Origin of the sequence: Paenirhodobacter sp. (assembly GCF_047600745.1) — a bacterium.
Classification (GTDB): Bacteria; Pseudomonadota; Alphaproteobacteria; order Rhodobacterales; family Rhodobacteraceae; genus Rhodobacter.
Genome location: NZ_JASGKI010000003.1, coordinates 118,576 through 140,344 on the forward strand (window position 1 = coordinate 118,576; position 21,769 = coordinate 140,344).

At 66.4% G+C, this 21,769-nt stretch carries 19 protein-coding genes and 1 pseudogene; 10 read left to right on the plus strand and 10 right to left on the minus strand.

Features of this window, described 5'->3' with window-relative positions:
- The first annotated feature begins 22 nt into the window (after positions 1 to 22).
- Both QM789_RS07135 and QM789_RS07140 read left to right on the plus strand, forming a co-directional pair.
- Complete coding sequence (locus QM789_RS07135) at positions 23 to 2,404, plus strand: hypothetical protein (RefSeq protein WP_420351264.1); 2,382 nt, start codon at positions 23 to 25, stop codon at positions 2,402 to 2,404.
- Positions 2,405 to 2,503: 99 nt separating this feature from the next.
- Entirely contained in the window at positions 2,504 to 4,378 is a 1,875-nt protein-coding gene (locus QM789_RS07140; RefSeq protein WP_420351265.1) for a monovalent cation:proton antiporter-2 (CPA2) family protein, read from the plus strand.
- A 52-nt stretch (positions 4,379 to 4,430) separates the two neighbouring features.
- Here QM789_RS07140 and QM789_RS07145 read toward each other — a convergent pair whose 3' ends face one another.
- From QM789_RS07145 to QM789_RS07170, 6 genes and pseudogenes are all read right to left on the minus strand, one after another.
- Complete coding sequence (locus QM789_RS07145) at positions 4,431 to 4,940, minus strand: CarD family transcriptional regulator (RefSeq protein WP_420351266.1); 510 nt, start codon at positions 4,938 to 4,940, stop codon at positions 4,431 to 4,433.
- 277 nt (positions 4,941 to 5,217) lie between these two features.
- Entirely contained in the window at positions 5,218 to 5,556 is a 339-nt protein-coding gene (gene fdxA, locus QM789_RS07150) for a ferredoxin FdxA (RefSeq protein ID WP_420351267.1), read from the minus strand.
- Between the two features lie 56 nt (positions 5,557 to 5,612).
- The gene (locus QM789_RS07155; RefSeq protein WP_420351507.1) at positions 5,613 to 5,846 is read right to left on the minus strand and encodes a hypothetical protein; all 234 of its coding nucleotides are present in this window, start codon (positions 5,844 to 5,846) and stop codon (positions 5,613 to 5,615) included.
- A gap of 34 nt (positions 5,847 to 5,880) precedes the next feature.
- Positions 5,881 to 5,952 (minus strand): annotated as a pseudogene (locus QM789_RS07160) (RNA-binding S4 domain-containing protein); the annotation flags it as partial.
- Positions 5,949 to 8,687 (minus strand): helicase-related protein, encoded by a 2,739-nt coding sequence (locus QM789_RS07165; RefSeq protein WP_420351268.1) that lies wholly within the window; start codon positions 8,685 to 8,687, stop codon positions 5,949 to 5,951. The pseudogene QM789_RS07160 and the gene QM789_RS07165, both read right to left, overlap by 4 nt.
- 15 nt (positions 8,688 to 8,702) lie before the next feature.
- On the minus strand, positions 8,703 to 9,251 hold the full coding sequence (locus QM789_RS07170) for a tetratricopeptide repeat protein (protein ID WP_420351269.1): 549 nt from the start codon (positions 9,249 to 9,251) through the stop codon (positions 8,703 to 8,705).
- 64 nt (positions 9,252 to 9,315) lie between these two features.
- Here QM789_RS07170 and QM789_RS07175 point away from each other — a divergent pair, with 64 nt between their 5' ends.
- Positions 9,316 to 9,603, plus strand: a complete 288-nt coding sequence (locus tag QM789_RS07175) for an SCP2 sterol-binding domain-containing protein (protein WP_420351270.1) — start codon at positions 9,316 to 9,318, stop codon at positions 9,601 to 9,603.
- Positions 9,603 to 10,514 carry an alpha/beta fold hydrolase gene (locus QM789_RS07180; protein WP_420351271.1) on the plus strand — a complete coding sequence of 304 codons (912 nt, stop codon included), beginning with the start codon at positions 9,603 to 9,605 and terminating at the stop codon, positions 10,512 to 10,514. The genes QM789_RS07175 and QM789_RS07180 overlap by 1 nt, the downstream gene beginning before the upstream one ends.
- On the opposite strand, the gene QM789_RS07185 is transcribed toward QM789_RS07180, so the two are convergent.
- Genes QM789_RS07185 through QM789_RS07200 form a run of 4 tightly spaced genes read right to left on the minus strand, consistent with a single transcriptional unit; the run spans position 10,495 to position 14,419 of the window.
- Complete coding sequence (locus tag QM789_RS07185; RefSeq protein WP_420351272.1) at positions 10,495 to 11,217, minus strand: peptidase; 723 nt, start codon at positions 11,215 to 11,217, stop codon at positions 10,495 to 10,497. The genes QM789_RS07180 and QM789_RS07185 overlap by 20 nt on opposite strands.
- Before the next feature lie 28 nt (positions 11,218 to 11,245).
- A complete protein-coding gene (locus QM789_RS07190) occupies positions 11,246 to 12,052 on the minus strand; it encodes a transglutaminase family protein (protein ID WP_420351273.1) in 807 nt (268 codons plus the stop codon).
- The gene (locus QM789_RS07195) at positions 12,049 to 13,002 is read right to left on the minus strand and encodes an alpha-E domain-containing protein (protein WP_420351274.1); all 954 of its coding nucleotides are present in this window, start codon (positions 13,000 to 13,002) and stop codon (positions 12,049 to 12,051) included. The genes QM789_RS07190 and QM789_RS07195 overlap by 4 nt, the downstream gene beginning before the upstream one ends.
- 4 nt (positions 13,003 to 13,006) lie before the next feature.
- Entirely contained in the window at positions 13,007 to 14,419 is a 1,413-nt protein-coding gene (locus QM789_RS07200) for a circularly permuted type 2 ATP-grasp protein (protein WP_420351275.1), read from the minus strand.
- A gap of 251 nt (positions 14,420 to 14,670) precedes the next feature.
- Between QM789_RS07200 and QM789_RS07205 the strand changes: the two genes are divergently transcribed.
- The 6 genes from QM789_RS07205 (at position 14,671) to QM789_RS07230 (ending at position 21,691) form a co-directional block, all read left to right on the plus strand.
- A complete protein-coding gene (locus QM789_RS07205; RefSeq protein ID WP_420351276.1) occupies positions 14,671 to 16,482 on the plus strand; it encodes a M3 family oligoendopeptidase in 1,812 nt (603 codons plus the stop codon).
- Between the two features lie 88 nt (positions 16,483 to 16,570).
- Complete coding sequence (locus QM789_RS07210; protein WP_420351277.1) at positions 16,571 to 18,184, plus strand: ABC transporter substrate-binding protein; 1,614 nt, start codon at positions 16,571 to 16,573, stop codon at positions 18,182 to 18,184.
- A 3-nt stretch (positions 18,185 to 18,187) separates the two neighbouring features.
- Positions 18,188 to 19,228, plus strand: a complete 1,041-nt coding sequence (locus QM789_RS07215; RefSeq protein ID WP_420351278.1) for an ABC transporter permease — start codon at positions 18,188 to 18,190, stop codon at positions 19,226 to 19,228.
- Positions 19,225 to 20,127 carry an ABC transporter permease gene (locus tag QM789_RS07220; RefSeq protein ID WP_420351279.1) on the plus strand — a complete coding sequence of 301 codons (903 nt, stop codon included), beginning with the start codon at positions 19,225 to 19,227 and terminating at the stop codon, positions 20,125 to 20,127. Before QM789_RS07215 ends, QM789_RS07220 begins: the two co-directional genes overlap by 4 nt.
- Entirely contained in the window at positions 20,124 to 20,954 is an 831-nt protein-coding gene (locus QM789_RS07225; RefSeq protein ID WP_420351280.1) for an ABC transporter ATP-binding protein, read from the plus strand. Before QM789_RS07220 ends, QM789_RS07225 begins: the two co-directional genes overlap by 4 nt.
- A complete protein-coding gene (locus QM789_RS07230; protein ID WP_420351281.1) occupies positions 20,951 to 21,691 on the plus strand; it encodes an ABC transporter ATP-binding protein in 741 nt (246 codons plus the stop codon). Before QM789_RS07225 ends, QM789_RS07230 begins: the two co-directional genes overlap by 4 nt.
- Positions 21,692 to 21,769 lie beyond the last annotated feature (78 nt).

Consider the following 21,769-nt stretch of genomic DNA (forward strand, 5'->3'; position numbering starts at 1 on the left):
CTCCCTGTGCCAGAGCTTCCGCATGAAACCAGGATTTGCGCTCAACCTCTCTCACGACGGCATCGGCCTGTTGCGGCGCACCGCGACGGGGTGGGAGACGCTGGGCGAGGTTCCGCTCGATTCTCCCGATCTGAGCGGGCGGCTGGCCGATCTGCGCGACCGCGCCGCCGTCGATGGCCCGGTGGCAAGCAAGATCGTGATCCCCGGTTCGCAGGTTCTGTATACGACCATCCGGGCCCCCGGCCCGGACCCCGAGGCCCGCCGCGCGCAGATCGCCGCCGCGCTGGACGGCATGACGCCCTATGCGGTCGCCGATCTGGTCTTCGACTGGTGCGGCGAGGGCGAAACCGTGCAGGTCGCCGTCGTCGCGCGCGAGACGCTGCGCGAGGCCGAGTGTTTCGCCGAGGATTGGGGCTTCCACCCGGTTTCCTTCGGGACGATCCCGGAGCCCGGGCAGTTCACCGGCGAGCCGTGGTTCGGCCTCAGCACCCCGGAAGCGCAGGCGGACCGGGATCCGCTGCCGCTGCAAGTTCAGACCGACACACCCGCCGCCGAACCGGAAGACAACGCCTTCGAGCCCCCGGAAGACACCGCACCACCCGAAGCCCCAGAGTGCAACGCCGGACCCGAAACCCCGGAAAACGCGCCGGAGGGCCGCGCCACCGATTCAACGCCGGACGCTGCCGAAGCGCCCGGCACCGAGGGCGCTCCGGACGCCCCCCCGGACATGGAACCCGAGGCCGCGCCCCCGGAGAACGTGGCCGAACCATCGGAAAACGATACGGAAATGGCGCCGGGCCCGGAGATGCCTCCAAACATGGCGGTCCCTGCGGAGGAACCCGTTCCGCAGGACGCCCTCCTGTCCGAAGCGCCGCAGGATACCACCCCTTCGATGGAGGATGAGCCGTCCGCTTGCGAAGAACCCGAACTGCCTTTGGCGGGGGCGGCACCGGCGGAGGAATCGGTTCCGCAAGACACCCCTCCGGCACCGCAGGATACCACCCCTTCGGCGGAGGATGAGCCGTCCGCCTGCGAAGAACCCGAACTGCCTTTGGCTTCGGCGGCACCGGCGGAGGAACCCGTTCCGCAGGACGCCCCCCCGCCCGAAACCGCGGAGGCCCCGCCGCAGGAGATCCTCCCCCCTCCGGCGATGGACGCCGAGGATTCGGACGAGGCTTTGGCTGTCGTGGAAGAGCCCGTTCCGGAGCGCGAGGAACCTGAGCCCCCCAAGCCCACCCCCGTGCCTCCGGCCCCGCTGACCGCCGTTCCGGCGGGGCGTTTTGCGGACCCTTCGGACCATCGCGCGCCTGCCCTGCCCGGGGTTGCGCGCGGCGCGGTGCGTTCGGGTGTCGCGCAGCGGCCGGCGCGGAGCGCGGCGGCGCAGCGGGTCATGATCGGGCTGACGGCGGGGCTTGTGCTGGCGCTGCTGACGGCTTCGCTCTGGGCGTCCCGGGCGGAGGACGCCATTCCCGTCGAAGCGCCGGTCGTCGCGGACATCGCCCCGCAGATCGTGGACCCCGAGTTGATGATGCCAGAATGGGTGGTGGATGCCGCGCTGACGGTCGAAACGCCCGCCGGGGACGTCGCGCCAGAACCCCCGATCGTCCTGGCCGCGAATGACATCGTGCCGACGGCGAAGGGCGTCGTCACGCCGCAGGGGATCACGCTCTATTCCGGCCGCCCGCCGCAGGCCCCGAAGCCGCGCCCCGAAGGTATAGCGGAGACGGCTGCGCAGAAATCGCGTCCGGAGGCGCCGCAACCCGAACCGGCGGATCCGGCGCTGGCCGGGGTGCGCCCGAAGCCGCGCCCGATGGCCGTGATCAGTGCCGGGGAAACCACCCGGCAGGCCGAAGCGGAAACCGAGGGCGCGACGGAACAGGCGGTCTCCGTCTCGCGCCGTCCGGTCAGCCGGCCGCGCAACTACCGGCAATCGGTGGAACAGGCGCTGGCGGCGGCGATCGCGTCGGAACCCGTTCCGCCCGCCCCGCGCCAACAGCCCCCCGCGCCCGTCGTGCAGCCCGCGCCCGCACCGGTCGTGCAACCGGCTCCGCAGCGGCAGCAGCCCCGGCAACCGGCGGTGCAGCAGCCCACCGCCCGCGATCCGGTTGTCGTTCTGGACGAGCCGGAGCCGACGCAGCCCACGCGCAAGGCGCCCACATCGGCCTCGGTCGCGAAACAGGCGACGCAGAAGGACGCGATCCGGCTGAAGGAGATGAACCTGATCGGCCTTTACGGCGCGCAGGGCAGCCGCCGCGCCCTGATCCGGATGCCGAGCGGCAAGATGATCAAGGTCGGCGTCGGCGACGCGCTCGACGGCGGGCGGGTCACGGCGATCGGCGAGGGGCAACTGACCTATCAGAAGGGCTCGCGGCTCTATCAGTTGAAACTGTTGCAGGGCAGCTAAGATCACGGTCGCGGAATCGCGCGTGTTTTCCGGGTTTTCGCCTTGTCGCGACGGTCAGTTGCGCTATGGCTGAACCCGTCCCGCCGCCCGAGTCCCGCCATGACCAGCTTTCTGCTTCAAGCCACGCTTTACCTGTTCGCGATGGTGATCGCCGTCCCGTTGGCGACGCGCTCGGGGCTGGGCTCGGTGCTGGGCTACCTGATCGCCGGGATCGTGATCGGGCCGGTGCTGCATCTGGCGGGCTCCGAGATGAACAGCCTGCAACATTTCGCCGAATTCGGCGTGGTGATGATGCTGTTCCTGATCGGGCTGGAACTGGAGCCCAAGGCGCTGTGGCAGATGCGGGACAAGCTGATCGGGCTCGGCGGGTTGCAGGTCGTGCTGACGATGGCGGCGGTCTGCGCGGTGATGCTGGCCTGTGGCGAGGAATTCCCGACGGCGCTGGCGCTCGGCATGATCTTCTCGCTGTCCTCGACCGCTATCGTCTTGCAAACGTTGAACGAAAAGCGGCTGTTGCAGACGGCGGGGGGGCGGTCGGCCTTTGCGGTGCTGCTGACACAGGATATTGCGGTGATCCCGATGCTGGCGATCCTGCCGCTGCTCGCGCTGCCCGGGGCGCGGGCGCTGGCCAAGGCCGAACATGGCGAAAATGCGGCGGTGCATTTCATCCAGGAACTGCCCGGCTGGGGGGTGACGCTGATCACGCTGGCCGCCGTCGCGCTGATCGTGGTGGCGGGGCACTATCTGGCGCGGCCGCTGTTCCGCTTCGTCCACCTCGCGCGGCTGCGCGAGATCAATACCGCGATGGCTCTGCTGATCGTGGTCGGGATCGCGTCGCTGATGAATACGGTCGGGCTGTCGCCGGCGCTCGGCACCTTTCTGGCGGGCGTCGTGCTGGCGGACAGCGAATTCCGGCACGAGTTGGAATCCGACATCGAGCCGTTCAAGGGCCTGTTGATGGGGCTGTTCTTCATCACCGTCGGCGCCGGGATCAAGTTCGAGGTGATCTGGGCGCAACCGTTCCAGATCGCCGGGCTGGTGGCGGCGCTGATCGCGCTCAAGGCGGCGATTCTCTATGGCCTCGCGGTGGCGTTCCGGCTGCGCGGCGCGGACCGGGGGCTGTTCACGCTCGGCCTCGCGCAGGCGGGGGAGTTCGGCTTCGTGCTGGTGTCCTTCGCGGTCGGGCAGCGGATCCTGCCCGCGGCGATCGCGGAAAAGACGCTGGTGGTGATCGCGCTGTCGATGCTGATTTCGCCCCTGCTGTTCATCGCCAACGAACATCTGTCGCGCCGCCTGCGCCGCGAGGACACGCCCGAGGAAGACCGGATCGAGGAGCAGCAGCCGATCATCATCGCCGGGGTCGGCCGCTTCGGGCAGGTGGTGAACCGGATGGTCACCATGTCGGGCTTTCGCACCACGGTTCTGGATACCGATCTGAAGACGATTCAGGTGATGCGCACCTTCGGCTTCAAGGGCCATTACGGCGATCCGACCCGGCCGGATCTGCTGGCGGCGGCGGGTCTGGCCAAGGCGCGGGTGCTGGTGGTCAGCCTGGACGACCGGGCTTCGGCGAACCGGCTGGTGGCCTATGCGCGCAAGATGCGGCCCGATCTGCATATCATCGCCCGGGCGAAGGACCGCGAACATGTGTTCGAGCTCTACAAGGCCGGGGCCAATGACATCGTGCGCGAAATGTTCGATTCAAGCCTGCGCGCCGGGCGCTATGTCCTTGAAAACGTGGGGCTGAGCGAATTCGAGGCGGCGGAACTCGAACGGCTGTATTTCAAGTTCGACCGGGCCTCGCTGCGCGATCTGGCGAAATACTGGCAACCCGGCGTGCCGATCATGGACAGCCCGGGATACGTCCGCCGGGCGCGGGAGTTGAACACCGAACTCGAAGCCGCGATGATGGCGCGGTTCTCGCGCCGCGCGGATCTGACGGAGGAAGACGAGAAGCCGTTGCAGGCGGACTGATCCGCGCGCCGCAAATGCAAACGGGCGGCACCGAAGCGCCGCCCGCCAGATATCAGGCCGCGCGGCCGACCAGAACGTCATCCACCTTCTTCGCCGCACCGGCTTCGTCGGTGCCCGAAACGGCGGCGACTTCGCGGGTCAGCCGTTCCAGCGCCGCTTCATAAAGCTGACGTTCGGAATAGCTCTGCTCGCGCTGATCGTCGGCCCGGTGCAGGTCGCGCACCACTTCGGCGATCGACAGCAGGTCGCCCGAGTTGATCTTCTGTTCGTATTCCTGCGCCCGGCGGGACCACATCGCGCGCTTGACCTTGGCCTTGCCCTTCAGCGTCTCCAATGCCTTCGTCACCACATCCGGGGTCGAGAGGCTGCGCATTCCGATATCGAGCGCCTTGGCCGTGGGAACCCGCAGGGTCATCTTGTCCTTCTCGAACGAAATCACGAAAAGCTCCATCCGAAGCCCCGCAATCTCCTGCTCCTCGATCGAAATGATCTTTCCGACACCATGAGCGGGGTAGACAACGAAATCATCCGGACGAAACTCGGCCTTCTTGGTCTTGATCATTCAGTCGCTTCCTTGCAGCCAGACCTTCTCCGCCTGTTCAGCACAGAAACACCCACGGCACCCAGATGCCGCGATGTTATGGACTCTCACTGAAACAACCCGGGGGCGGGCTTGGCCACCGGGTGGAAAGGTCGAATTCTTGTAACACTTATATAGCACAAAATCGCGGCGCTTCAAAGCGCCACGGCACAACGGCGCGGCACGAATTGCCACGAATCCGTGACAAAATGCCCCTTCGACACCGCAAATCCGCGTTCTTCCCCCGTCCGGCGGAGAATCAGTCCCCCGTGCCGGGATTCGGGGAAAAATACTTCTCGCGCTTGTTCGGCTCGCCGTCGCGCTCCTCGTAACCGGGGAGCGGATCCTTCTTCTGCGTGATCACGGGCCAGACCTCCGCATATTGGCGGTTGAATTCGACCCATTCATCCATGCCGGGCTCGGTATCCGGGCGGATCGCATCGGCGGGGCATTCCGGTTCGCACACGCCACAGTCGATACATTCATCCGGGTGGATGACCAGCGTGTTTTCGCCTTCATAGAAGCAATCCACCGGGCACACCTCGACGCAATCGGTGTATTTGCAGGCGATGCAGTTGTCTGTGACGACATAGGTCATGGATAGCCCCGGAGGTTGTCTCGCGTTCGCCGCGTTACCTAGACCCGGCGGGCGGATCAATCAAGAGCGCCCCGACCGGAAAGACCGCCTGCCCCGAAGATCGCATCCGCCCCGGACGGCTGTTCCCCCGCGGCATCGAGATCAAGGAACAGCGTCACCGCCTCTGCCGCCGGGCCGCGACGGGTGCCACAGTCCACCACCCGCAGCAGGCGCACCCGGCCCGCCACCGCCACGGTCAGCACATCCCCCGGGCCGACGGCGCGGCCCGGTTTGTCGATTTCGGGCGCCATTCACCCGCACATGCCCCGCCGAAACCAGATCAGCCGCCAGACCGCGCGTCTTTACCAGACGCGCGTGCCAGAGCCATTTGTCGATCCGGATCCGGCCCTCGCTCACTTACGGTCGCGCAGCGCGGCCAGCACGGCGAAGGGGTTGTCCGGGTCGATCGGCTTGTCCTTCTTCGGCGGGCGGGCCTCGAAATGCCGGGCCTTGTCCTCGGGCTTGCCATGCGGCTTCTTGCCCTTCGGCTTGTCGAACTTGCGCTCGCCCTTGTCGCCACGGGGCTGCCGCTTTTCACCCTCGCGGCGCGGGGCGCGTTCGGGGCGCGGGGCACGCGGGCGCGGCGCCCAGGTGAAGGTGTAGAACACCTCCATCTCGGGCACAGCCTCAACGGCTTCGGCCTCCGCCTCGGCGATCGGGGATGCCTCCTCCGGGATCGGGTTCTCGGCCCCTTCGACGGGCGGCTTCGGCTCGGGCGCGGGGCGGGTCTTCGCCCGCTCGCCCTTCTCGGCCTTGTAGCCCAGCCCCTGCATCAGGTCGGCGAACTGTTCCAGCGTCATGCCGGTGATCGACAGCATGTCGGGATTCGCCTCGAACCCGCCGCGCGTGTCCTGCGTGCGCAGAATGTCGGCCAGCCGTTCCAGCATGTCGATCCGGATCGCGCGCACCCCCGCCGGACGATAGCCCGACAGCGTATAGGCCGAGGTCGGAACCTCCGCGATATAGGGGATCGTCACCAGCCCGGGCGGCGGGCTTTCCGGGAATTCCTGCAACCCTTCCCACAGCGACGACAGCACCAGCCGCAGCCGCGTCGGCGCGGGTTTCAGCAACGCCTGCTGGAAGATCGTATATTGCCCGAACCGCACGCCATGCTTGCGCAGCTGCCCGCGCGCGTCCTGATCCAGTTCCTTGACCTCGGCCGCCACGGTTTCGCGCGGGATCACGCCCAGATTCTCGGCCAGACGGAAGGCAAAGCCGCGCGCCAGCCCCGTCAGCGCCTCGTCATGGCTCATCGCCAGAAGCGGCTCGAACAGCGCGGTCACCTTGCGGTCGATGAAATGCTGGAGCCGGCGCTTGACCTTTTCGGCCACCTCCGAACCCGCTTCCTCATCGACAAACGCCTCGACCCCGGGTTTCAGCGTCTCGGAGCCCTTCACCAGCTTGCCCACCGCGGTCGTGCCCCACATCAGGCCGCCCTGTTCGGTGAAATCCATCTCGGTGTCGGGCGCGTTATAGAAGCGGTCAGCGCGCAGGCTGAACTCGGGCTTCAGCGCCTCATAGGCGGCCCGCGCCAGCATCTTCGCCTCGTCAGGCGAGGAAGTCCCGTCCTGCCGGAAGCGGAACCCGTCCAGACGGCCGGCGAATTCGCCCTCGACCGTCACTTCGCCCTTGTCGTTCACCTCGGCCACGAGGGTCTCCTTCTGCTTGAGCCGGCGCAGCAGCACAGAGGTGCGCCGGTCCACAAATCGTTGGGTCAGCGCGCCATGCAGCGCATCCGACAGCCGATCTTCTACCGCACGCGTTTCCTCGCGCCAATGGGCTTCGTCATCGACCCAGCCCTTGCGCTGTGCAACATAGGTCCATGTCCGGATGAAGGCCAGACGACGCGACAAAGTGTCGATATCGCCCTGCGCCCGGTCGATGCGCTCGATCTGGCCGCGCAGCCAGTCCGACGGCACACCCCTGCCGGTTTGCAGAAAGCCGAAGATCCGCGCCAGCAGCGTCGCATGCTCCGCCTCGGAAATCGAGCGGAAATCCGGGATCCGGCACACATCCCACAGCAGCCGCACATCGTTCGGATGGCCCAGCCGGTCCGCGATCTCCGGCATCCCCGCCAGCGCCTTGAGCGCGCGCAGGTCGTCCGCCTCCCGCCCCCGGGTCAGCCATTCGTTCTGCGGGCTGTCCTCAAGCGACCGGATCAGCCGTTCCACCGTGCCGAATTCCAGCCGCGCGTTGCGCCATTGCAGCCGCTGGATCGGGGCGAAGCGGTGTTCCTCCACCGCCGCGATCACTTCGGGCGGCAAGGGCGACGCATCCCCCGTCACGCCAAAGGTGCCGTCCATCGTATGGCGCCCGGCGCGGCCCGCGATCTGGCCGATCTCATGCGGGAACAGATGCCGCATCCGCCGCCCGTCGAATTTCGCCACCGCCGAAAACGCCACATGCCCGATGTCGAGGTTCAGCCCCATCCCGATGGCATCGGTGGCGACCAGATAATCCACATCGCCGTTCTGATACATCGCCACCTGCGCGTTCCGGGTGCGCGGGCTGAGCGCGCCCATCACCACCGCCGCGCCGCCCTTCTGCCGCCGGATCAGTTCCGCGATGGCATAGACGTTTTCCACCGAAAACCCGACGATGGCCGACCGCGCCGGCATCCGCGAGGTCTTCTTCGACCCCGCCCAGGACAGCTTTGACAGCCGCTCGCGGCGCATGAACTGCACCCCCGGCACCAGCGCCGCAATCGCCGGGCGCATGGTGTCGGAACCAAGGAACAGCGTCTCGTGCAGCCCGCGCATGTTCAGCAGCCGGTCGGTGAAGACATGGCCGCGCTCCGGGTCCGCGCAGAGCTGGATCTCGTCGATGGCGACGAAATCGGCGCCCACCTCGGGCATCGCCTCGGTGGTGGCCACCCAATACGCCGCGCGTTCGGGGACGATCCGCTCCTCCCCCGTCACCAGCGCCACGACCGAAGGGCCGCGCGCCGCGACCAGCCGGTCATAGACCTCGCGCGCCAGCAACCGCAGCGGCAGGCCGATCACCCCCGTGCGATGCGCCAGCATCCGCTCGATCGCATAATGCGTTTTGCCCGTGTTGGTGGGCCCCAGAACCGCCGTGATCCGTCCAGCCATATCGTGATGCAGGGGTCACAGCGCGACGCCCGCAAGCTCCTTTTCCAGCCGCGCGATCGCGTCCTTCACCTCGTCCTGATGCGGGTTGAGCGCCCAGGACGCCCGAAAGGCCGCCAGCGCCGGTTCCGTCAGGTCCATCTCCTCATAAACCTGCCCGAGCGTCGCCAGCGCCCCCCAGTGCCGCGGTTCGAGCGCGAGCACCTGCCGCAGATCCGCCAGCGCCGGGCCGAACTGCCCCGCCGCGATCCAGGCATTCGCCCGCGCGTTCCAGCCCTCCGGAAACTCCGGCGCGTGATCGGTCAGCGCGGTGAGGTGTTCGATCGCCGCCCCCGCATCGCCCGCGTCCAGCGCCTGCTCCCCGCGTTTCAGCAACAGATCCATCGCCGGAGAGCCGGATCGCGACCACGCCCGCTCGATATCCGATTCGGCCCGCGCCCATCCGGCATAATCCGGATCGGCCAGTTCCTGAAACTGCCGCTCCAACCCCCCGCTTTCCGCCCATGCGGGCAGGATCGCGAAAGTTGTCGCGACGAGAGGATTGAGAATGGCCCACGGGATGCGCATAGTCCGACTGTATCCCATGCGGCGGGAAAAGCGAGTGCCCCGCCTTCACTTTTCGGAGGACATGATGAGCGACCTGATCGACAAGGCTGTGGAAGCATTGGCGAAACGCCTGCCGGACGGCTTTGCCTCGACGGCGAAATTCGTCATCGAGGATGAGGGGGCGATCATCGCCGATCCGGACGGCGTGCGGGCGGGCGACGATCCGGCCGATGTCACCCTGACCGCCGATGCCGATACCTTCATCGGCATCCTGAAGGGCGAGGTCAATCCGACCATGGCCTTCATGTCGGGCAAGCTGAAGATCGACGGGCCGATGGGGCTGGCGATGCAACTGGGGTCGGCGCTGAGCTGATGGCCCCCCTGCGCAACGACCTTGCCCGCGGCCCGGCGGGCGAGGCGATGTGGATCCACGCGGCGGACGGGCTGCGGCTGCGGATGGCGCATTGGCCGGGCACCGGCGGCACGGTGTTCGTGCTGCCCGGACGCACGGAATATATCGAGAAATACGGCCTCGCGGCGGGCGATCTGACGGCGCGGGGCTATGGCGTCGTGGCGCTCGACTGGCGCGGACAGGGGCTGTCGGATCATCTCCACCCCGATCCCGCGCGCGGCCATATCCGGCGTTTCGCGGAGTTCCAGCTGGATCTGGATGCCCTTCTGATCGCGGCGCAGGGCCTGCCGAAGCCGTGGTTCGCGCTGGCGCATTCGATGGGGGGCGCGATCCTGCTGCGCCGGCTGATGGATCCGCATCCCTTTGCCGCCGTGGCCTTTACCGCGCCGATGTGGGGGATCCACCTGCCCGGCTGGTTCCGGCCGCTGGCGATGGGTCTGGCCCGGACGCTGAAAGGGCGGCGGATCGCGGAACGGTATCTGCCCGGCTCCGGCCCCACGGGCTATGTCCCCGGCACGGCGTTTCAGGGCAATCTGCTGACCCCGGATCCGGCGATGTGGGGCTATCTGCTGGAACAGATGGCGGCGGAGCCGGGGTTCGTGCTGGGCGGGCCCTCGCTGAACTGGGCGGCGGAAAGCCTGCTGGAATGCCGGGCGCTGGCGGCGCTGCCCGCGCCGGATCTGCCCTGCCTCACCGCGCTCGGCTCCGAAGAACAGGTGGTCGATCCACAGGCGATCCGCGCCCGCATGGCCGCCTGGCCAAAGGGGCGGCTGATGGATTTCCCCGGCGAGCGGCACGAGGTGATGATGGGCACCACCCGCGCCGCGTTCTTCGATGCCGCAGACGCGCTGTTCAGATCTGGATCTTCGTAAACCCGTCGCGCAGCGCCTCGGACCACATCTGCGACATGCGGGAAAATTCCGGATCGCCCTTCGCGATCCGGCTCCGCGTGGCCGTACATTCGTCCTTGAGGATCACCGCCAGATCGAGCGGCATCCCCACCGACAGGTTCGAGCGCAGCGTCGAATCCATCGACAGCAGCATCGCCTTGCGCGCATCCTCAAGCGACATGTCCATCCGCACCACCCGGTCGAGGATCGGCTTGCCGTATTTGTGTTCGCCGATCTGGAGGAAGGGCGTGTCCTCCGTTGCCTCGATGAAATTGCCCTCGGGATAGACGAGGAACATCCGCATCGCGCCGCCGCGCCGCTGCCCCGCGACGATCATCGAGGCCGAGGTGGAGACCTTGCTCGCCTCCATCTTCGCGTCGATGTCCTGCCGCACCGTGGCCAGCGTATTGCCGACCAGTTCCGCGACCTTGAGCATCGTCGGCGCCAGCATGATCGAGGTTTCCGACGTCGCCTCGGTGTCGTCGATCGCCTCGCGGATGCGCGCGAGCGCCGTCTGCGTCACCGACAGCGACCCGGCCGTCAGAATCCCGATCACCCGTTCCCCGGGATCCTCGAACAGGAACATCTTGCGATAGGTCGCAATATTGTCCAACCCCGCGTTGGTGCGGGTATCGCTCAGCAAAACGATGCCTTCATTGAGCAGAAGGCCAACACAATACGTCATGATCAGTCCCGAAACGGCCTGAGCCCTTTTATTGCTGCACCGCATCGAGAGCAACCGTCACGTCGAGCGCCTCTTCCCCCTGACCAAGCGCGATGCCCTTGATCGGCGCCGCCTCGCGCGCATCGAGCCCGGACCCGAGCCGGATATAATTCTCGTCGGGGCAACATTCGTTCGCCGCGTCGAACCCGATCCAGCCGATCCCCTCGACCCAGATTTCCGCCCAGGCGTGGCTTGCCTCATGCGGGGCGCCATCGTCGCGCGCGTAAAGATACCCCGAGACATAGCGCGCCGGCATCCCCACCGCGCGCGCCGCCGCGCATAGCGCATGGGCGTGGTCCTGGCACACCCCCTCGCCCTGCGCCAGCGCCTCGGCCGCCGTGGTATGGGTGTCCGTCGCGCCCGGCACATAGGCAATCGCCTTCGACACCGCGCGCGAGAGCGCATGCGCGCGCGACAGCGGATCCGTTCCCCCCGCCTCCTGCGCCAGCGTCTCGACCGCATCGTCGATCCATGTCGCGGCGGTTTCGCGCAGATAGGCAAAGGGATGGACCAGTTCCCGATGCCCGCGCAGCACGCCCGCAAGGTCGATCGTCTCGACCTGCCCCGTCACCGCGACAGAGACCTCCGACACCGGGCCGCGCACGGACCAGCCCTCGACCCGATCGCCCGCGCCGTCGCGGAAACTGCCGCCCCGGGTGCCGCCCTCGACCTTGACCTCCCAGCCGATCACCCGCTGCCCGTCGAAGCGCGAGGGGAACAGCCGCAGCGACTGCACCGCCGAGCGCATCGGCGCCTCATAGCGGTAGGTGGTGACGTGATTGATGGTGAAGATCATCGCGCCTCTCCGGACAGGTAGCTGTTATAGACCATATCGGACAATTCGCCGATGTCGCGGATGAAGCGGGTCAGGAATTCGTGCAGCCCCTCCTCGAAGATCTCCTCGACATGCAGTTCCGCCAGTTCGCCGATCAGCGCCCGCGCCCGCATCTGCGCCGGGCCGGATTTGTGATAGGCATGTGCCAGATCGTCCAGTTGCTGCATCGCGCTCAGCGTCGCGGTGATCAGCGACCGGGGCGATTGCCGGTTCAGGATCAGGAAATGCGCGATCTTCTTCGCCGTGATCTCGCCGCCATAGGCCCAGTGGAACGCCCGCTGCGCCGACATCGCGCGCAGAAGCGTCTGCCACTGGTAATTGTCCAGCCCCGTGCCGACGAAATCCACCGACGGCAGCAGGACGTAATATTTCACGTCGATCAGCCGCGCGGTATTGTCCGCCCGTTCCAGCGCGAACCCGAGGTTGAGGAAATTATACCCGTCGTTGCGCAGCAGCGTCGCCTCGATTGCGCCGCGGATCATCGCCGCCTGCGCCATCACCCATTCGGTCAGCTCCGTCAGTTCCAGTTCCGACCGCGGCCGCCGTTCCAGCTTGCGGATTTCCTGGAACGCCAGGTTCAGCGCGTCCCAGACCTGCGCCGTCAATGCGGTGCGCACGATCCGCGCATTCTCCCGCGCGCGTTCGATGCAGGACATCACCGAAGACGGGTTGTCGCGGTCGAAGAACAGGTAGCTTTCGATGTTGCGCTGCACCGGGTCGCCGTATTTCCCGGCAAAGCCCTCGGCCGTGCCCGAGGCCTGCAACAGGCTCTCCCACTCGCTTCGGTAGCCATGCCCGGCCGAGGGCATCAGCGCGATCCGGGCGCCCACTTCGAGCAGGCGCGCCATCGTTTCCGCACGTTCGATATAACGCGCGATCCAGAAAAGGTTTTCCGCCGTCCGGCTCAGCATGGTCTTACTCCGCCAGCACCCAGGTATCCTTGACGCCCCCGCCCTGCGACGAGTTCACCACGAGCGAGCCTTCGGTCAGCGCGACGCGCGTCAGACCTCCGGGCACCAGTTCGACCTTTTCGCCCACAAGGCAATAGGGCCGCAAGTCCACATGCCGCGGCGCGATCCCCTCTTCGACGAAGGTCGGCGTGGTCGATAGCGCCAGCGTCGGCTGCGCGATGTAATTGTCCGGGTCGTCCTCGATCTTCAGGCGGAACGCCTCGATCTGCTCCTTCGTGGATTTCGGCCCGACCAGCATGCCGTAGCCACCCGAGCCATGCACCTCCTTCACCACCAGTTCGGAGAGATGTTCGAGCACATATTTGCAATCGTCCGCCTTCGCGCATTGCCAGGTGGGCACGTTGTTCAGGATCGGCTCCTCGCCCAGGTAGAACCGCACCATCTCCGGCACGAAGGTATAGATCGCCTTGTCATCGGCCACCCCTGCGCCCGGCGCGGAACAGATCGTCACACCGCCCGAACGATAGGCATCCATCAGCCCCGGCACCCCCAGCATCGAATCCGGCCGGAAGCACAACGGATCAAGGAACGCGTCATCAATCCGCCGATAGATCACATCGAGCTTCTTCGGCCCCTCCGTCGTGCGCATCCACACGAAGCCGCCTTCGACGAACAGATCCGCGCCCTCGACCAGCTCCACCCCCATCAGATCGGCAAGGAAGCTGTGTTCGTAATAGGCGCTGTTGAAATGCCCCGGCGTCAGGATGCCGATCGTCGGCTCCCGGTCGCATTTCGCGGGCGCGACAGAGGCCAGCGTCCGGCGCAGCGCATCGGCATAGCCATCCACCGGCTCGATCCGGTTTTCGCGGAACAGATGCGGGAACATCCGCATCATGATCTCGCGGTTCTCCAGCATGTAGCTCACGCCCGAAGGCGTGCGGCAGTTGTCCTCAAGGACGAAGAAATCCTCCGCCCCGGTGCGCACGATGTCGATGCCGACGATATGGCTGTAGATCCCGCGCGGCGGGGTGAAGCCTGCCACGGCGCGCTCATAGGCGTCGTTCTGATAGACCAGCTTCGCCGGGATCTTGCCCGCCCTGACGATCTCGCCCCGGCTGTAGACATCGAGCAGAAAGGCGTTGAGCGCCCGCGCCCGCTGCTTGATCCCGCGTTCCAGCTTGCGCCATTCGTTCTGCGTGAACACGCGCGGGAACATGTCGAACGGGATCAGCCGGTCCGGGTCGCCCCCCTCGCCATAGACAGCGAAGGTGATGCCGATGCGGCGGAACAGGGCCTCCGCCTCGGCCTGCTTCATCTGCCGCAGTTCGGCGGGCATTGACTTGGTCCAGTCCTCAAGCCGCGCATAGGGCTCCCGGACATTTCCTTGCTCATACATTTCGTTGAAGTAGTCGCTCATCGCGCTGTGATTCCTCCGGCATTGAGGAAACCTTATGCAGCGGTTTCGGCGAGCGGAAGCGGCCCCGGGCGCGAATTGTCTGCAACAGGCGAATACGCGGTGATTTTATGGGCGAACGTGCAAATTATAGGCATATTTTCCGCTGAACCGGCCCGCTCAACCGGCAAAGCCCCGCCTTCCCATCGTTTCCGCCCCTTGCGTGCGGCGCTGCGGGGTGCCTATCTCTGCGGCAACACGAAAGCGAGGACGTCATGACCAGCATTCAACCGCAGCCCCAACAGCAGGACGGCACCGGGGCCTTCGGCGCCCTGCCCGACTGGAACCTCGACGATCTTTATACTGCCCCGGACGCGCCGGAAATCGCGCAGGACATGGCCTGGCTCGAAGACGAATGCGCCGCCTTCGCGCGCGACTATCAGGACCGGCTGGCGACGCTGGACGTGGAGGGCATGGCGCGCTGCATCGCGCGCTACGAGGCGATCGACACCACCGCCGGGCGGATCATGTCCTATGCGGGCCTGCGCTATTACCAGAACACCGTGGATGCCGCGCGGGCAAAGTTCCTGTCCGATGCGCAGGACCGGATCACCACCTTCACCACGCCGCTGGTGTTCTTCTCGCTCGAATTCAACCGGGTCGAAGATGCGGTCTATGACCGGCTGTTCGCGGATCCGAAGCTCGCGCGCTACAAGCCGGTGTTCGACCGGATGCGCGCGATGAAACCCTATCAGCTGTCGGACGAGCTGGAAAAGTTCCTGCATGACCAGTCGGTCGTGGGCTCGGCGGCGTGGAACCGGCTGTTCGACGAAACCACCGCCGCGCTGGAATTCGACGTGGACGGCGAAAAGCTGAACCTCGAAGCCACCACCACCCTGATGCAGGACCACGACCGCGCGAAACGCGAAGCCGCCGCGCGCGAAATGGCCCGGGTGTTTACCGAGAACCTCAAGATCTTCTCCCGCGTCCACAACACCCTGGCGAAGGAGAAGGAGATCGAGGACCGCTGGCGCAAGATGCCCACGCCGCAGACCGCGCGCCACCTGTCGAACGATGTCGAACCCGAGGTGGTGCAGGCGCTGCGCGATGCGGTGGTCGCGGCCTATCCCCGGCTCAGCCACCGCTACTATGCGCTGAAGGCGAAATGGCTGGGGCTGGACCGGTTGCAGGTGTGGGACCGCAATGCCCCCCTGCCCACCGAAACCCCGCGCACCATTATGTGGGACGAAGCGAAATCCACCGTGCTGAACGCCTATGGCGCGTTTTCGCCAAAGATGGCAGAGATCGCCCAGCCGTTCTTCGAAAAGGGCTGGATCGACGCCGGGGTGAAGCCCGGAAAGGCGCCCGGCGCCTTTGCCCATCCGACCGTGGTCACCGTCCACCCCTATGTGATGCTGAACTATCTGGGCAAGCCGCGCGATGTGATGACGCTGGCGCATGAGCTTGGCCACGGTGTGCATCAGGTGCTGGCGGCAGGTCAGGGGGCGCTGCTGTCCGACACACCACTGACCCTTGCGGAAACCGCGAGCGTCTTCGGCGAAATGCTGACCTTCCGCGCGCTTCTGGATCAGGCACAGACCCACGCCGAGCGCAAGACGCTGCTGGCGGGCAAGGTCGAGGACATGATCAACACCGTCGTGCGGCAGATCGCGTTTTACGACTTTGAATGCAAGCTCCACGCCGCCCGCGCCCAGGGCGAACTGACGCCCGAGGACATCAACGCGATCTGGATGTCGGTGCAGGCCGAAAGCCTTGGCCCGGTGTTCGACTTCATGCCGGGCTACGAAACCTTCTGGGCCTATATCCCGCATTTCGTGCATTCGCCGTTCTACGTCTATGCCTATGCCTTCGGCGACGGGCTGGTGAACGCGCTTTATGCCGCCTATGCGGGCGGGCTGCCGGATTTCCAGGCGAAGTATTTCGACATGCTCGCGGCGGGCGGGTCGAAACATCACCGCGAACTGCTCGCGCCCTTCGGGCTCGATGCCTCGGATCCGGCGTTCTGGAACAAGGGGTTGGACATGATCGCGGGCTTCATCGACGAGCTGGAGGCGATGGAAGCCTGATTGTCAGCGGCGCGGGCTGCGCATAGTCTGGGGCCAGACTCACGGCCGGGCACCGCGCCCCGGCCGCACCAACAACGGGGATGGAACCATGATTCACCTGCGCAAAATGCTCGGCCTTGGCGTATGTGTCGCGGCGCTGGCCGCCGGGATGCCCGCGCTGGCCGCGACGCCCGCCGATACGCTGGTCGAAGCCTTCGCGATCGACGACATCATCAGCCTCGACCCCGCCGAGGCGTTTGAACTCAGCACCGCGGAAATCACCTCGAACAGCTATAGCCTGCTGGTGCGGCTGGACCTGAACGATACGTCGAAGGTCACGCCCGACCTCGCCGAAAGCTGGACGCTCTCCGACGACGGCATGACCTATACGTTCAAGCTGCGCCCCGGCGTCACCTTCGCCTCGGGCAATCCGCTCACCGCCGCCGATGTCGCCTATTCGTTCGAGCGTGTGGTGAAGCTGGACCTCAGCCCCGGTTTCCTGTTCACCCAACTGGGCATCACCGGCGAAAACGTGGCGGACAAGGCGAAGGCGGTGGATGACCTGACCTTCCAGCTTACCGTCGACAAACCCTATGCGCCGAGCTTCGTTCTGAACGTGCTGTCCTCCACCGCGGGCGCCGTGGTGGACAAGAAGGTCGTGGAGGCGAACGCCAAACCGGCCGAAGGCGCCTGGCCCACCGATTTCGGCAATGCCTGGCTGAAGACCAACCACGCCGGTTCCGGCCCCTTCGTTACCCGGGTGTGGAAGGCGAACGAGGCCGTGGTGATGGAGCGCAACCCGAATTATTTCGGCGAAAAGCCGAAGCTCGCCCGCGTGATCTACCGCCATATGAAGGAAAGCTCCGCGCAGCGGCTCGCGCTTGAGGCCGGGGATGTGGACGTGGCGCGCAACCTCGACCCGAACGACCTGACGGCGGTGGAAAAGAACGCCGATCTGAAGATCGACAGCGCGCCGAAGGGCACGATCTACTACATCAGCTTCAACCAGAAGAACCCGACGCTGGCGAAACCCGAGGTCATCGAGGCGATGAAATACCTCGTGGATTATGACGCGCTCGGCAAGACGCTGCTGACCGGCGTGGGCGAAATCCACCAGACCTTCCTGCCGAAGGGGCAGTTGGGCGCGCTGAACGAAACGCCCTACAAGCTCGACATCGCGAAGGCGAAGGAGCTTCTGGCCAAGGCCGGCCTGCCCGACGGTTTCACCGTGACGATGGATGTGCGCTCGACGCAGCCGGTTTCGGGCGTGGCCGAGTCGATCCAGCAGACGGCGGCGCAGGCGGGCGTGAAGATCGAGATCATCCCCGGCGACGGCAAGCAGACGCTGACGAAATACCGCGCGCGCAACCATGACATCTATATCGGCCAATGGGGCGCGGATTACTGGGATCCGAACTCGAACGCGCAGACCTTCGCCTATAACGCCGACAACACGGATGACAGCGCGCTGAAAACCGTGGCCTGGCGCAATGCCTGGGACATTCCGGAACTGTCGAAGCTGACCGATGCCGCGCTTCTGGAGCAGGATCCCGAAAAGCGCGCCGCGCTTTATGCCGATCTGCAACGCGAAGTGCTGAAGACCGGCCCCTATGCGATCATCTGGCAACAGGTTGAAGTGGCGGGCGTTTCGGCCAAGGTTTCGGGCTACAAGCTGGGGCCGACCTTCGATTCCAACTTCCTGTCGCCGGTCGCGAAGGACTGACGCATGAGCGCAGACAGCCCCCGGGCCGCACGCCTGTTTCGCGGCGCGGTCCGGTTCGCGGTGGTGATCGTCACCACCTACCTCGGCCTTCTGGCGGTGACCTTCTTCATCGGCCGCGTGGTGCCGGTGGATCCGGTTCTGGCGGTGCTGGGCGACCGGGCACCGGCGACGGCCATCGCGCGGGTGCGCGAACAGATGGGGCTCGACCTGCCGCTGTGGCAGCAGTTCGGGATCTACCTGAAACAGGTGCTGGGGGGTGACCTCGGCACCTCGGTCCTCACCACCCGCCCGGTGGCGGAGGATATTGCCCGCGTCTTCCCTGCGACGCTCGAACTCGCCACCTTCGGCACCATCATCGGCACGATCCTGGGGGTTCCGCTCGGCGTGCTGGCGGCGGTGAAGCGCGGGACGTTCATCGACCAGCTGGTGCGGATCGTCGGCCTTGCGGGCTATTCGATCCCGATCTTCTGGCTGGCGCTGCTGGGCCTGTTGCTGTTCTACGCCCGGCTGCATTGGGTGGCCTTTCCGGGGCGCATCGACGTGGTGCATGAATATACCTTCACGCCGATCACCGGGCTGTTCCTCCTTGATGCCATGCTGCAACGGCAGTGGGAAATCGCCTGGGACGTGTTCCGCCATATCGTCCTGCCGGGCTGCCTGCTTGGCTATTTCTCGATGGCCTATATCAGCCGGATGACCCGCTCCTTCATGCTCACCGAAATGTCGCAGGAATATATCGTCGCCGCCCGTGCCAAGGGCCTGTCGGAGGCGCGGATCATCTGGTTCCACGCGCTGCGCAATGCCGCGGTGCCGCTGGTGACGGTGATCGCGCTGTCCTATGCGGGGCTGCTCGAAGGCTCCGTGCTGACGGAGACGGTGTTTTCCTGGCCGGGGCTGGGCATGTATATCACCAATTCGCTGCAAAACGCCGATATGAACGCCGTGCTGGGCGGCACGCTGGTGATCGGGTCGGTGTTCATTGCGCTCAACCTGCTGTCCGATCTGCTGTATCGGACGCTCGACCCGAGGACGCGCGAGAAATGACCCGTGACTGGCTGCTCAGCGACCGCCCCGCCTCGCGCACGCAGGCCCGGCTTGGGCGCGCCTACAGGGTCTGGCTCAGCTTTGCGTCGAACCGGCTGGCGCTGGTCGGGCTGGGGATCATCCTTGCGCTGGTGGTTCTGGCCGCGCTGGCCGGGGTGCTGGCGCCGCATTCGCCCTATATCGGCAATCTGGCCGAGGCGCGTCTGCTGCCCCCCGGCACGCCCGGCTACCTTCTGGGCACCGACGATCAGGGCCGCGACATCCTCTCGCGGCTGCTTCACGGCGCGCGGCTGACGCTGATGGTGGTGGTGCTGGTCGCGGTGATCGCGGCGCCGGTGGGCCTGCTGGTCGGCACGGTCGCGGGCTATGCGGGCGGCTGGGTCGATGCGGTGCTGATGCGGATCACCGATATTTTCCTGGCCTTCCCCAAGCTGGTTCTGGCGCTCGCCTTCGTGGCCGCGCTCGGCCCGGGGATCGAGAATGCCGTGCTCGCCATCGCCATCACCTCCTGGCCGCCCTATGCCCGGATCGCCCGGGCCGAAACGCTGGGCGTGCGCAATTCGGATTACATCGCGGCGGTGCGGCTGATGGGGGCGCGGCCGTGGCGGATCGTGGCGCGCCATGTGATGCCGATGTGCCTGCCCTCGCTCATCGTGCGGGTGACGCTCGACATGGCGGGGATCATCCTGACGGCGGCGGGGCTCGGATTCCTGGGCCTTGGCGCACAGCCGCCCTTGCCGGAATGGGGGGCGATGATCGCGTCGGGGCGGCGCTTCATCCTTGATCAATGGTGGGTGGCGACGATGCCGGGGATCGCGATCTTCGTCGTCTCGCTCGGCTTCAACCTGCTGGGCGACGGGCTGCGCGATGCGCTCGACCCGCGGGAGGCCGGGCAATGACGCTGCTGCATGTCGAGAACCTGAAGGTCCATTACCCCACCCGCACCGGATTGGTCGAGGCCGTGCGCGGCGTCACCTTCACCCTCGGGCGGGAGCGTCTGGGCATCGTCGGCGAAAGCGGCTCGGGCAAGTCGCAGACCGGCCGCGCGATCATGGGCCTGACCCCGCCGAACGCGCGCATCACCGCCGACCGGATGGAGTTTTCCGGCATCAACCTGCTCCACGCCAGCCCGCGCGAACGCCGTGCCCTGCGCGGCGGCCGGATCGCCATGGTGTTGCAGGATCCGAAATATTCGCTCGACCCAGTGATGAAGATCGGCAAGCAGGTGGCCGAGACCCTGCACACCCACAGCCGGATCAGCGGCGCCGAGGCCAAGCGCCGCGCGCTGGAGATGCTGGAGGCGGTGCAGATCCGCGATCCCGAACGGGTCTACAACCTTTACCCGCACGAAGTGTCGGGCGGCATGGGTCAGCGCGTGATGATCGCGATGATGCTGATCGCCGGGCCCGAGATGCTGATCGCGGACGAACCGACCTCGGCGCTTGATGTCACCGTGCAGCTCGAAGTGCTGAAGATCCTCGATGCGCTGGTCGCCGATCGCGGCATGGGCCTGATCCTGATCAGCCACGACCTGCGGCTGGTCAGCAGCTTCTGCGACCGGGTTCTGGTGATGTATGCGGGCCGGGTGGTCGAGGAAATCGCCGCCGCCGATCTGGCCCACGCGAAGCACCCCTATACCCGCGGCCTGCTCGACTGCGTGCCGAAGATCGGCGCCGACCGCCACCCCCTGCCCGTTCTCGACCGCAAGCCGGAGTGGCTGACATGATCCTCACCGCGCGCCATCTGGACGTTCGCTTCGATGATTTCCACGCGCTCCGGGATGTCACCGTCGCGGTGGCGAAGGGCGAATCCTTCGGTCTGGTGGGGGAATCCGGCTCCGGGAAATCCACGCTTCTGCGCGCCATCGCGGGGCTTGCGCCCTTTACCGGCGACATCACCGTGCTGGGGGAAACGCTGCGCGGCACCCGCCGGTCGCGCGCCTTTTACCGCAAGGTGCAGATGGTGTTTCAGGATCCCTACGGCTCGCTGCACCCGCGCCAGACGGTGGACCGGCTGCTGCTCGAACCGCTCGCCGTGCATGGCATCGCCGATACCGATGCCCGGATCCGCCGCGCGCTGGACGAGGTGGGCCTCGGCGCCGGGTTCCGTTTTCGCTACCCGCATCAGATGTCGGGCGGGCAGCGGCAGCGGATCGCCATCGCCCGGGCGCTGATCCTCGAACCGGAGATCCTGCTGCTCGACGAACCCACGTCGGCGCTCGATGCCTCGGTGCAGGCGGAGGTGCTGAACCTGCTCGAACAGGTACGGCGCGACCGGGGCCTGACCTTCCTCATGGTCAGCCACGACCTCGGCGTCGTCACCCATATGTGCGACCGGCTGGCGGTGATGCGCGCGGGCGCTGTGGTCGAGGAACTCACCGCCGATGCGCTGGCCCACGGCGCCCCGGCACAGGACTACACCCGCCAGCTCCTCACCGCGAGCCGGGGTTTCAGCCGGGCCTGAGCCTGCCCTTCGCCGCCGCGATCCCGGTCCTGTGCATCTTCGGGCTGGTGTTCTGCACTGGCCGAAATCTGGCAGCAC